This is a genomic window from Pseudomonas sp. PGPR N4 (genome assembly GCF_059693665.1).
In genome coordinates this window covers 506738-518719 of sequence record NZ_JCAUKV010000002.1, presented here as the reverse complement: position 1 = coordinate 518719, position 11982 = coordinate 506738, and the positions used below count along the sequence as shown (strand labels likewise).

Genomic DNA, 11982 nt, shown 5'->3' with positions numbered 1-11982 from the left:
GTGCGCGTGACCGCAAGCCTGTTCCGACGATGACCTCGCACCGTTGTGCGTCTTGACCGTTCTCCGTCCACTTAGCCACAGGCCCTGTCATGCCCGATTACGTAACCTGGCTCCGCCACGCTTCGCCGTACGTCAATGCTCACCGTGACTGCACCTTCGTCGTCATGCTGCCCGGCGACGGCGTCGATCACCCCAACTTTGGCAATATCGTCCACGACCTGGTGCTGCTGCACAGCCTTGGCGTGCGCCTGGTGCTGGTGCACGGCTCGCGCCCGCAGATCGAAAGCCGCCTGGCCGCCCGTGGCCTGACCCCGCATTACCACCACGGCATGCGCATTACCGATGCCGCCACCCTGGATTGCGTGATCGACGCGGTCGGCGCCTTGCGCGTGGCAATCGAGGCGCGCCTGTCGATGGACATGGCCTCCTCGCCTATGCAGGGCGCACGACTGCGCGTGGCGTCCGGCAACCTGGTCACTGCACGGCCGATCGGCGTGCTCGAAGGGGTCGACTACCACCACACCGGTGAAGTCCGCCGGATCGACCGCAAGGGCATCAATCGCCTGCTCGACGAACGCTCGATCGTGCTGCTGTCGCCGCTGGGCTACTCGCCGACCGGCGAAATCTTCAACCTGGCCTGCGAAGACGTCGCCACCCGCGCAGCTATCGAACTGGCCGCCGACAAACTGCTGCTGTTTGGCGCCGAACCCGGCCTGCTCGATGAAAACGGCCGGCTGGTGCGCGAGCTGCGCCCGCAACAGATCGCGCCGCACCTGGCACGGCTGGGCAGCGACTATCAGGGCGAACTGCTCGATGCCGCCGGCGAGGCGTGCAAGGGCGGCGTGGCGCGTAGCCATATCGTCAGTTATGCCGAAGACGGTGCGCTGCTCACCGAGCTGTTCACCCGCGACGGCGGCGGCACCTTGGTGGCGCAGGAGCAGTTCGAGATCGTCCGTGAGGCGAGCATCGAAGACGTCGGTGGTTTGCTTGAGCTGATCAGCCCGCTGGAAGAGCAGGGCATTCTCGTGCGCCGTTCGCGCGAGGTGTTGGAGCGTGAGATCGAGCAGTTCAGTGTGGTCGAGCGCGACGGTCTGATCATCGCCTGTGCGGCGTTGTACCCGATTGCCGATTCGTCGGCGGGGGAGCTGGCGTGCCTGGCGGTCAACCCGGAGTACCGCCACGGCGGCCGTGGCGATGACCTGCTCGAGCGGATCGAATCGCGGGCGCGCACGCTCGGGCTGAAGACCCTGTTCGTGCTGACCACGCGCACTGCGCACTGGTTTCGCGAACGCGGCTTCGAGCCCAGTGGCGTCGAGCGGCTGCCGGCGGCGCGGGCTTCGCTGTACAACTTCCAGCGCAACTCGAAGATCTTCGAGAAGACCCTGTAAACCTCACGCCACAATGAAAAACGCCGTCTGATCAGACGGCGTTTTCATTTACACGGTGTGCAGATACCAGTTGTACTCGAGGTCGGAGATCGAGTGCTCGAACTCCTCCAGCTCGCTTTCCTTGCACGCGACAAAGATGTCGATGTACTTCGGATCGATGTACTTGTTCAGCACTTCGCTGTCGTCCAGCTCGCGCAGGGCATCACGCAGGTTGTTCGGCAGGCTCTGATCAAGCTGCTCGTACGAGTTGCCTTCGATCGCCGGGCCCGGTTCGATCTTGTTGGTCAGGCCGTGGTGCACGCCTGCCAGCACCGCTGCCATCATCAGGTACGGGTTGGCGTCGGCGCCCGCTACACGGTGCTCCAGGCGGACCGAGTCGGGCGAGCCGGTCGGCACGCGCACGGCGACGGTACGGTTGTCCAGGCCCCAGCTCTGTGCGTTGGGCACGTAGAACTGCGAACCGAAGCGGCGGTACGAATTGACGTTCGGGCACAGGAACGCCATCGACGCGGGCAGGGTCTCGAGCACACCGCCGACTGCGTGGCGTAACGCGGCGTTCTGCTCGGGATCCTCGCTGGTGAAGATGTTGTGGCCATCTTTGTCCAGGATCGAGATGTGCACATGCAGGCCATTGCCAGCCTGGCCGGGGTACGGCTTGGCCATGAACGTGGTGTCCATTTCATGGTCGTAGGCAATGTTCTTGATCAGACGCTTGAGCAGCACTGCATAGTCGCAGGCCTTGAGCGCATCAGGCACATGGTGCAGGTTGACTTCGAACTGCGCCGGGGCGCTTTCCTTGACGATGGCGTCAGCCGGGATGCCTTGCTCTTTGGCACCTTCAAGGATGTCCTGCAGGCAGTCGGCGTATTCGTCGAGGTCGTCGATCAGGTAGACCTGAGTCGACTGCGGGCGTTTGCCCGAGATCGGCGAGCGCGGCGGCTGCGGACGGCCGTTCACGTTTTCCTGGTCGATCAGGTAGAACTCGAGTTCGAATGCGGCGCAGATGGTCAGGCCCATGTCGTCGAACTTGCTCACGACCTGGCGCAGCACTTCACGTGGATCGGCGAAGAACGGCTCGCCTTCGATCTCGTGCATGGTCATCAGCAGCTGAGCCGTAGGGCGCTTCTGCCACGGCTCGTTGCACAGGGTGTCAGGGATTGGGTAGCAGATGCGGTCCGCATCGCCGATGTCCAGACCCAGGCCCGTGCTTTCAACGGTCGAACCGTTGATGTCGAGGGCGAAGAGGGAGGCCGGCAGGTTGATGCCTTTCTCGTAAACCTTGTGGAGGCTGGTGCGCTCAATGCGCTTGCCGCGCACCACACCATTCATATCTGCAATCAGAAGGTCAACGTAGAGAACCTCAGGATGTTCCTTAAGGAACGCGTTCGCTTCGTTAAGCTGAACGGCACGCGGGGGTACCGACATGATGCAACACCTTTGTTGTTAAAAATATCAATCAAGGGGGGCTTGCAGTTCCAGTCAATCGGAAACGCAAACCGAAGTCAAGCCAACCCCTTAACGCCCTGAAATGGCACATCTACGGCAGATTTGCTGCATATCGGGGCGAAGCATTATCCGCTATTTAAGCCGAAAAGGGTTATCTCGGCCTGCCTGTCTTTTATTTTTTACGGAGGTGTTGTGTAAAAAAATGAACAAGGCTAAGCTCGGTTGCAACCCAAAACACAATAATACGAGGGTCATATGGTCCGCTTGTCGCGACCTGCAGGTGCTGTCTGTGCAGTGCTTTCAGGGACTCAATCCGTCCGTCGCAAGGGCAACGCTCAGCCATTTGCTGAGGCTGATGCTCTGGCCGCAATAATTGACGGTCGCCCCGGTCCATACGCCTTACGTCGCAGTCTGCTGCACCCCCTTCGCTTGTTCTGCCCTGTGAATGCTTCAAGGAATCCCGCCGTCGGCGTGGTTCCGATGACGTCCTGTGCGCGCAGTTTTGCAATGCCCGGCTACTCCATCCAGAATCAAGGCGCGGGTCTGCTGCGGCCCTTGCGCCGAGCCGGCTACCGCCTTGATCGACGCCCGACGTCAGCACTGCCCGAGCTATCCCGACCGGGCCACCTTACCTCCTGAGGTATTTATGAGTAACAACCTCGACCAGCTCACCGATTGGTTGAAAGAACACAAGATCACCGAAGTGGAATGCATGATCAGCGACCTGACCGGCATCACCCGCGGCAAGATCTCGCCGACCAACAAGTTCATCGCCGAAAAGGGCATGCGCCTGCCTGAGAGCGTGCTGCTGCAGACCGTGACCGGCGACTATGTCGACGATGACATCTATTACGAACTGCTCGACCCGGCTGACATCGACATGATCTGCCGACCTGACGAGAACGCGGTGTTTCTCGTGCCTTGGGCCATCGAGCCAACTGCTCAGGTGATCCACGACACCTACGACAAAAAGGGCAACCCGATCGAGCTGTCGCCGCGCAACGTATTGAAGAAAGTGCTCAAGCTCTACAGCGACAAGGGCTGGCAGCCAATCGTCGCGCCGGAGATGGAGTTCTACCTGACCAAGCGCAGCGAAGACCCGGACTTCCCGCTGCAGCCGCCGGTAGGCCGCTCGGGCCGCCCGGAAACCGGCCGCCAGTCGTTCTCGATCGAAGCCGCCAACGAATTCGACCCGCTGTTCGAAGACGTCTATGACTGGTGCGAACTACAGCAGCTGGACCTCGACACGCTGATCCACGAAGACGGCACGGCGCAGATGGAGATCAACTTCCGTCACGGTGATGCACTGCACCTTGCCGACCAGATACTGGTGTTCAAACGGACCATGCGCGAGGCTGCGCTCAAGCACAACGTTGCCGCCACCTTCATGGCCAAGCCAATGACCGGCGAACCGGGCAGCGCCATGCACCTGCACCAGAGCGTGGTCGACATGCAGACCGGCAAGAACATCTTTGCCAACGCCGACGGCAGCATGAGCGCGCTGTTCCTCAACCACATCGGCGGGCTGCAGAAGTTCATCCCGTATGTGTTGCCGCTGTTCGCCCCCAACGTCAACTCGTTCCGCCGCTTCCTGCCCGACACCTCGGCGCCGGTCAACGTCGAGTGGGGTGAAGAAAACCGCACCGTCGGCCTGCGTGTGCCGGATGCCGGGCCGCAGAACCGCCGAGTCGAGAACCGTCTGCCAGGCGCCGATGCCAACCCGTACCTGGCCATCGCTGCCAGCCTGTTGTGTGGCTACATCGGCATGATCCAGGCCATCGAACCAAGCGCACCGGTGCAGGGCCGTGGCTACGAGCGGCGCAACCTGCGCCTGCCGCTGACCCTGGAAGATGCACTGGAACGCATGGAGAACTGCCATGAGCTGGAGCAGTACCTGGGCAAGAAATTCATCGCCGGCTACGTCGCCACCAAGCGCGCCGAGCATGAAAACTTCAAACGCGTGATCAGCTCCTGGGAACGTGAATTCCTGCTGTTTGCCGTCTGAACCAAACCCGGCCCGCAGGAGCGCGGCTGTCGCACAACGGAGAAGCACATGAGCGTCAACAACCCGCAAACCCGTGACTGGCAAACCCTCAGCGGTGAGCACCACCTGGCACCTTTCAGTGACTACAAACAGCTGAAGGAGAAGGGCCCGCGCATCATCACCAAGGCTGAGGGCGTGCACCTGTGGGACAGCGAGGGTCACAAGATCCTCGACGGCATGGCCGGGCTGTGGTGCGTTGCGGTCGGTTACGGGCGTGAAGAGCTAGTGCAGGCGGCAGAGAAGCAGATGCGCGAGCTGCCGTACTACAACCTGTTCTTTCAGACCGCCCACCCGCCGGCGCTGGAGCTGGCCAAGGCGATCAGCGACGTGGCCCCGGCGGGCATGACTCATGTGTTTTTCACCGGCTCCGGCTCAGAAGGCAACGACACCGTGCTGCGCATGGTTCGCCATTACTGGGCGCTCAAGGGTAAGCCGCACAAGCAGACCATCATTGGTCGCATCAACGGCTATCACGGCTCGACCGTGGCCGGTGCCAGCCTGGGCGGCATGAGTGGCATGCACGAGCAGGGCGGCTTGCCGATCCCGGGCATCGTGCATATTCCTCAGCCGTATTGGTTCGGTGAGGGCGGTGACATGAGCCCGGACGCCTTCGGTGTGTGGGCGGCCGAGCAGCTGGAACAGAAGATTCTCGAAGTCGGCGAAGACAATGTTGCGGCGTTTATCGCCGAGCCGATCCAGGGTGCTGGCGGGGTGATCATTCCACCAGAAACCTACTGGCCGAAGATCAAGGAGATCCTCGCCAAATACGACATCCTGTTCGTTGCCGATGAAGTGATCTGCGGTTTCGGCCGCACCGGCGAGTGGTTCGGTTCGGACTACTACGACCTCAAGCCTGACCTGATGACCATCGCCAAGGGGCTGACCTCCGGTTACATCCCCATGGGCGGTGTGATCGTGCGTGACAAGGTGGCCCAAGCACTCAGCGAAGGCGGCGATTTCAACCACGGCTTCACCTACTCCGGGCACCCGGTGGCGGCTGCGGTCGGCCTGGAAAACCTGCGCCTGCTGCGCGATGAGCACATCGTCGAGCGCGCCAGGACAGAAGCGGCACCGTATTTGCAAAAGCGTTTGCGTGAGCTGCAGGACCACCCATTGGTAGGCGAAGTGCGCGGCCTTGGCTTGCTCGGCGCGATCGAGCTGGTCAAGGACAAGGCAAGCCGCAGCCGTTACGAAGGCAAGGGCGTCGGCATGATCTGCCGTAACTTCTGCTTCGACAATGGCCTGATCATGCGCGCCGTAGGCGACACCATGATCATCGCACCGCCGCTGGTGATCTCCCATGCCGAGATCGACGAACTGGTGGAAAAGGCGCGCAAGTGCCTGGATTTGACCTATGAAGCGGTGAAATGAGCGCCTGCTACGCTAGCGTTGTGACATTAAGCGGTTACAAGGGTCTGCTGTTGTTGATACAGCGCCTTGTAACTTGCCAGACTAGCGACTGATTCAGTCGCCCAGCGCTTGCACCATGGGACCTGGCTGCTGAACAGATGGCTTGATAATAAATTCTGGAGCATTACGCATGAAGAAAATGGGCAAGACGTTGCTGGCCGCCGCCCTCATGGGTGCCATGGCTACCGCAGTTCAGGCTGACGACAAAGTACTCCACGTCTACAACTGGTCGGACTACATTGCCCCGGATACCGTGGCCAAGTTCGAAAAGCAGACCGGCATCAAAGTGGTCTACGACGTGTTCGACAGCAACGAGACCCTCGAGGCCAAGCTGCTGGCAGGCAAGTCTGGCTACGACATCGTCGTACCGTCGAACAACTTCCTCGCCAAGCAGATCAAGGCCGGCGTCTATCAGGAGCTGGATCGCTCCAAGCTGCCCAACTGGAAAAACCTCGACGAAGACCTGCTCAAGGCCGTTGGCGATGCCAGCGACGAAGGCAACAAGCACGCCTTCCCGTACATGTGGGGTTCGATCGGTATCGGCTACAACCCGGAGAAGGTCAAGGCCGCGCTGGGCGTGGACAAGATCGACTCGTGGGACACCGTGTTCAAGCCAGAGAACATGGCCAAGCTCAAGAGCTGCGGCGTGACCTTCCTCGACGCCCCGACCGAAATGATCCCGGCCGCCTTGCACTACCTGGGCAAGCCGACCAACAGCAAAGACAAGGCTGACCTGAAAGCAGCCGAAGACCTGTTCATGAAGATCCGCCCATCGGTGGCGTACTTCCACTCGTCCAAGTACATCTCCGACCTTGCCAACGGCAACATCTGTGTTGCAGTCGGCTACTCGGGTGACCTCGAACAGTCCAAAGCCCGTGCTCACGAGGCTGGCGACAAGGTCAAGCTGGCGTACACCATTCCCAAGGAAGGTGCCGGCACCTTCTACGACATGGTCGCCATCCCCAAGGATGCCAGCAACCTCGACGCTGCCTACCAGTTCATGAACTACCTGCTGCAGCCTGAAGTCATGGCCGAGATCACCAACGCCGTGCGCTTCCCGAACGGCAACAAGGCGGCGACTGCCCTGGTCGACAAGGACATCACCAGCGACCCGGCCATCTACCCGTCGGATGCGGTGAAGAAACAGCTGTACGCAATCAGCGATCTCGATGCAGGCACCCTGCGTCTGATCACCCGCAGCTGGACCAAGATCAAGTCGGGCAAGTAAGCCTGAGTGAAAGCCTCTGGGCCGCGGTTTTCGGCCCGGAGGCGCACTACGACGAATAAGTTTGCCGCAGCGTCCCTGCAAGGGTAAGTTGCGCGCCGGTTTTGCCAGTCTGGCGGCGCCTTTATCACTGACGGCTACCGTCACCGAATGCACTGTTTGCCAAGGAGCATCCACTTGTCTAAATCTGTACTTCGCAAGGCCTTGCTGGCCGGAGCGGGCCTGACGCTGGCATGCAGCGTCCAAGCGGCGCCTACGGTGCATCTGTACAACTGGTCGGACTACATCGGGCCAACCACCCTCGCCGATTTCGAGAAAGAAACCGGGATCAAACCGGTGCAGGACGTTTTCGACTCCAACGAAACCCTGGAAGGCAAGCTGCTCGCCGGTCGTACCGGCTATGACGTGGTCGTGCCGTCCAACCATTTCCTCGGCAAGCAGATCAAGGCGGGCGCATTCCAGAAGCTCGACCGCAGTCTGCTGCCCAACTATGCCAACCTCGACCCGGCGCTGATGAAGCGCCTGGAGAAGAACGACCCCGGCAATCTCTACGCCGTGCCGTATCTGTGGGGCACCAATGGCATCGGTTACAACGTCGACAAGGTCAAGGCCGTGCTCGGCGTCGACAGCATCGACTCGTGGGCAGTGCTGTTCGAAGCGGAAAACATGAAGAAGCTGTCCAAATGCGGTGTGGCCTTCCTCGATTCGGCTGACGAAATGCTGCCCGCGGTGCTCAACTACATGGGCCTCGATCCCAACAGCAGCAACCCCAAGGATTACGCCGCCGCCGAGAAGAAGCTGCTGGCCGTGCGCCCTTACGTGACCTACTTCCATTCCTCCAAATACATCACCGACCTGGCCAACGGCGACATCTGCGTGGCCGCCGGTTTCTCCGGTGATGTGTTCCAGGCCAAGGCCCGCGCTGAAGAAGCGAAGAAGGGTGTCAACCTGGCCTACGCGATTCCCAAGGAAGGCGGCAACCTCTGGTTCGATGTACTGGCGATTCCGGCCGACTCGAAAAACAGCAAAGAGGCCCACGCTTTCATCAACTATCTGCTCAAGCCTGAGGTTATCGCCCAGGTCAGCGATTACGTCGGTTACGCCAACCCGAACCCCAAGGCTGGCGCGCTGATGGACCAGGATGTCAGGAACGACGCCGCGGTTTACCCACCGCAGGAAGTACTGGACAAGATGTTCGTCAACAGCGAGTTGCCGCCCAAGGTGCAACGTTTGATGACCCGCAGCTGGACCAAGGTCAAGTCGGGCAAATAATCATCCAGACCCGCCTCCTTGAGGGCGGGCTTAAAAATCTTGTTGGGAGTTTCACTCATGGCAGTTGCCTCCAGTGCCTATAAGAAAGCCCTCGAGGGTGGCCAGCAACCCAAGCAGGTGCTGGTCAAGATCGACCGGGTCACGAAGAAGTTCGACGAAACAATTGCCGTGGACGATGTGTCCCTGGAAATCCGCAAAGGCGAGATCTTCGCCCTGCTGGGTGGCTCCGGCTCCGGTAAATCGACCCTGCTGCGCATGCTGGCCGGGTTCGAGCGGCCGAGCGAAGGGCGCATCTATCTGGATGGCGTCGACATCACCGACATGCCGCCGTACGAGCGGCCGATCAACATGATGTTCCAGTCCTACGCTTTGTTCCCGCACATGACCGTGGCGCAGAACATCGCCTTCGGCCTGCAGCAGGACAAGATGCCCAAGGCCGAGATCGACGCCCGCGTGGACGAGATGCTCAAGCTGGTGCACATGACCCAGTACGCCAAGCGCAAGCCGCACCAGCTGTCCGGTGGCCAACGCCAGCGGGTGGCGCTGGCGCGCTCGCTGGCCAAGCGGCCGAAATTGCTGCTGCTCGATGAGCCGATGGGCGCGCTGGACAAAAAGCTGCGCTCGCAGATGCAGCTGGAACTGGTGCAGATCATCGAGCGGGTCGGCGTGACCTGCGTGATGGTGACCCACGACCAGGAAGAAGCCATGACCATGGCCGAGCGCATCGCCATCATGCACCTGGGCTGGATCGCTCAGATCGGCTCGCCGATCGACATCTACGAAACCCCCACCAGCCGCCTGGTGTGTGAGTTCATCGGCAACGTCAACCTGTTCGAAGGGCAGGTGGTCGACGACGCCGAGGGCCACGCGCTGATCGCCAGCCCCGAGCTTGAGCGCAATATCTACGTCGGCCACGGTGTTTCCACCTCGGTCGAGGACAAGAGCATCCTCTACGCGCTGCGTCCAGAGAAGATGCTGGTCACCACCGAGCAGCCGAGCTACGAATACAACTGGTCGCGCGGCAAGGTGCATGACATCGCCTACCTGGGCGGTCACTCGGTGTTCTACGTCGAGCTGCCGAGCGGCAAGATCGTCCAGTCGTTCGTGGCCAACGCCGAGCGCCAGGGCACCCGCCCAACCTGGGGCGACGAAGTCTATGTGTGGTGGGAAGACGACAGCGGCGTGGTACTGCGCTCATGAAAATCCGCAAGCTCAAGCGAGCCTTCCAGCGGCTGGTCCCGGAGGGACGGCACCTGGTGATCGGCGTGCCGTTCATCTGGCTGTTCCTGTTCTTCATGCTGCCGTTCTTCATCGTGTTGAAGATCAGCTTTGCCGAAGCCGACGTTGCGATCCCGCCGTACACCGAGATCTACACCTACGTCGAAGACAAGATTCAGTTGGTGCTCAACCTGGCCAACTATGGGCTGTTGACCGAGGATGAGCTGTATATCTCGGCCTACTTGGGCTCGTTGAAGATGGCCTTCATCAGCACCGTGCTGTGCCTGCTGATCGGTTATCCGATGGCCTATGCCATCGCCAACGCGCGCAAGGAAAGCCAGACGGTCTTGCTGCTGCTGATCATGATGCCGACCTGGACCGCGATCCTGATCCGGGTCTACGCCTGGATGGGCATCCTCAGCAACAACGGGCTGCTCAACAGCTTCCTGATGTGGATCGGCCTGATCGACCAGCCACTGCAGATCCTCAACACCAACCTGGCGGTGTATATCGGCGTGGTCTATTCATACCTGCCGTTCATGATCCTGCCGTTGTTCGCCAACCTCGTGAAGCACGACCAGAGCCTGCTGGAAGCCGCTTCGGACCTCGGTTCAAGCACCTTCAACAGCTTCTGGAAGATCACCGTGCCGCTGTCGAAAAACGGCATCATTGCCGGCTGCATGCTGGTGTTCATTCCGGTGGTGGGTGAGTTCGTCATTCCGGAACTGCTCGGCGGCCCGGAAACCCTGATGATCGGTAAAGTGCTGTGGCAGGAATTCTTCAACAACCGTGACTGGCCGGTAGCCTCGGCGCTGGCGGTAGTGATGCTGGCGATCCTGATCGTACCGATCCTGCTGTTCAACCGTAGCCAGGCCAAAGAGATGGAGGGCAGAGCATGAAGCGTTTCAGTTTTTCCAAGCTGATGCTGGTGCTCGGCTTGCTGTTCATCTACCTGCCGATGCTGATCCTGGTGATCTACTCGTTCAACGCCTCCAAGCTGGTAACGGTATGGGGCGGCTGGTCGCTTAAGTGGTATATCGGCCTGCTCGACAACACCCAGCTGATGGGCTCGGTGATGCGCTCGCTGGAGATCGCCTGCTACACCGCGGTCGCCGCGGTGGCGCTGGGTACCCTGGCCGCGTTCGTGCTGACCCGGGTCACCCGCTTCAAGGGCCGCACGCTGTTCGGTGGCCTGGTCACGGCGCCGTTGGTCATGCCCGAGGTGATCACCGGTCTGTCGCTGTTGCTGCTGTTCGTGGCCATGGCGCAGATGATCGGCTGGCCGCAGGAGCGCGGCATTGTCACCATCTGGATCGCCCACACCACGTTCTGCGCAGCCTATGTGGCGGTAGTGGTGTCGGCGCGCCTGCGTGAACTGGACCTGTCGATCGAAGAAGCGGCGATGGACCTCGGTGCCAGGCCGTGGAAGGTGTTCTTCCTGATCACCATCCCGATGATCGCGCCGTCGCTGGCGGCGGGCGGCATGATGTCGTTCGCGCTGTCGCTGGATGACCTGGTACTGGCCAGCTTCGTCTCTGGGCCGGGCTCGACTACCTTGCCGATGGAAGTGTTCTCGGCAGTGCGGCTCGGGGTCAAACCCGAAATCAACGCCGTGGCCAGCCTGATCCTGCTGTCGGTATCGCTGGTGACCTTCATGGTCTGGTACTTCAGCCGCCGCGCTGAAGAGCACCGCCGCAAGGCCATCCAGCAGGCTATCGAGGAGGGTGCAGCGGCAAGCGTTGGCCAGCCTCAGGTACGTCGCCCGGCGCAGACTGCAGCGTCCGTCTGACCTACCTCGGGGGCCGCTTCGCGGCCCTTCGCGGGTAAACCCGCTCCCACAGGCATCGCGATCGTTTCAAGGGCATCGCGGTGCCAATGGCGGCCCCGATACCGCTCAGCTTTCAATGGTGTGTGAGTGATCCGTGCTTGCTGGGTCACCTCATTTTCATGAGTTCCTCAGAACCCTGTAGGAGCGGGTT

The 11982-nt window shown here is 60.9% G+C and carries 9 protein-coding genes; 8 read left to right on the top strand and 1 reads right to left on the bottom strand.

All coding sequences use genetic code 11. The features are described 5' to 3' along the window. Window positions 1-89: 89 nt before the first annotated feature. On the top strand, window positions 90-1388 hold the full coding sequence (gene argA / locus AC58X1_RS11960; protein ID WP_101315304.1) for an amino-acid N-acetyltransferase: 1299 nt from the start codon (window positions 90-92) through the stop codon (window positions 1386-1388). 48 nt (window positions 1389-1436) lie between these two features. Here argA and AC58X1_RS11955 read toward each other — a convergent pair whose 3' ends face one another. Then, window positions 1437-2813, bottom strand: a complete 1377-nt coding sequence (locus AC58X1_RS11955; protein ID WP_101315306.1) for a glutamine synthetase family protein — start codon at window positions 2811-2813, stop codon at window positions 1437-1439. Window positions 2814-3480: 667 nt separating this feature from the next. Here AC58X1_RS11955 and AC58X1_RS11950 point away from each other — a divergent pair. The 7 genes from AC58X1_RS11950 to AC58X1_RS11920 all read left to right on the top strand — a co-directional run bounded on the left by AC58X1_RS11950 (window position 3481) and on the right by AC58X1_RS11920 (window position 11792). Further along, window positions 3481-4839, top strand: a complete 1359-nt coding sequence (locus AC58X1_RS11950; RefSeq protein WP_101315308.1) for a glutamine synthetase family protein — start codon at window positions 3481-3483, stop codon at window positions 4837-4839. Between the two features lie 48 nt (window positions 4840-4887). Next, entirely contained in the window at window positions 4888-6249 is a 1362-nt protein-coding gene (locus AC58X1_RS11945; protein ID WP_220632880.1) for an aspartate aminotransferase family protein, read from the top strand. A 169-nt stretch (window positions 6250-6418) separates the two neighbouring features. Next, window positions 6419-7516 (top strand): polyamine ABC transporter substrate-binding protein, encoded by a 1098-nt coding sequence (locus tag AC58X1_RS11940; RefSeq protein WP_101315312.1) that lies wholly within the window; start codon window positions 6419-6421, stop codon window positions 7514-7516. A 174-nt stretch (window positions 7517-7690) separates the two neighbouring features. Continuing rightward, window positions 7691-8785 (top strand): polyamine ABC transporter substrate-binding protein, encoded by a 1095-nt coding sequence (locus tag AC58X1_RS11935; RefSeq protein ID WP_497428884.1) that lies wholly within the window; start codon window positions 7691-7693, stop codon window positions 8783-8785. A gap of 57 nt (window positions 8786-8842) precedes the next feature. Continuing rightward, a complete protein-coding gene (gene potA, locus AC58X1_RS11930) occupies window positions 8843-9985 on the top strand; it encodes a polyamine ABC transporter ATP-binding protein (RefSeq protein ID WP_101315316.1) in 1143 nt (380 codons plus the stop codon). Then, window positions 9982-10902 carry an ABC transporter permease subunit gene (locus AC58X1_RS11925; RefSeq protein WP_101315318.1) on the top strand — a complete coding sequence of 307 codons (921 nt, stop codon included), beginning with the start codon at window positions 9982-9984 and terminating at the stop codon, window positions 10900-10902. The genes potA and AC58X1_RS11925 overlap by 4 nt, the downstream gene beginning before the upstream one ends. Then, window positions 10899-11792: an ABC transporter permease subunit gene (locus AC58X1_RS11920; RefSeq protein WP_150570415.1), complete on the top strand. Its 894-nt coding sequence runs from the start codon at window positions 10899-10901 to the stop codon at window positions 11790-11792. Before AC58X1_RS11925 ends, AC58X1_RS11920 begins: the two co-directional genes overlap by 4 nt. Window positions 11793-11982: the final 190 nt, after the last annotated feature.

What these genes read in the sequence shown, in the direction of transcription:
- argA (WP_101315304.1), top strand. Translation starts at nt 90, where the DNA reads ATGCCCGATTACGTAACCTGGCTCCGCCACGCTTCGCCGTACGTCAAT.
- AC58X1_RS11955 (WP_101315306.1), bottom strand. Translation starts at nt 2,813, where the DNA reads ATGTCGGTACCCCCGCGTGCCGTTCAGCTTAACGAAGCGAACGCGTTC.
- AC58X1_RS11950 (WP_101315308.1), top strand. Translation starts at nt 3,481, where the DNA reads ATGAGTAACAACCTCGACCAGCTCACCGATTGGTTGAAAGAACACAAG.
- AC58X1_RS11945 (WP_220632880.1), top strand. Translation starts at nt 4,888, where the DNA reads ATGAGCGTCAACAACCCGCAAACCCGTGACTGGCAAACCCTCAGCGGT.
- AC58X1_RS11940 (WP_101315312.1), top strand. Translation starts at nt 6,419, where the DNA reads ATGAAGAAAATGGGCAAGACGTTGCTGGCCGCCGCCCTCATGGGTGCC.
- potA (WP_101315316.1), top strand. Translation starts at nt 8,843, where the DNA reads ATGGCAGTTGCCTCCAGTGCCTATAAGAAAGCCCTCGAGGGTGGCCAG.
- AC58X1_RS11925 (WP_101315318.1), top strand. Translation starts at nt 9,982, where the DNA reads ATGAAAATCCGCAAGCTCAAGCGAGCCTTCCAGCGGCTGGTCCCGGAG.
- AC58X1_RS11920 (WP_150570415.1), top strand. Translation starts at nt 10,899, where the DNA reads ATGAAGCGTTTCAGTTTTTCCAAGCTGATGCTGGTGCTCGGCTTGCTG.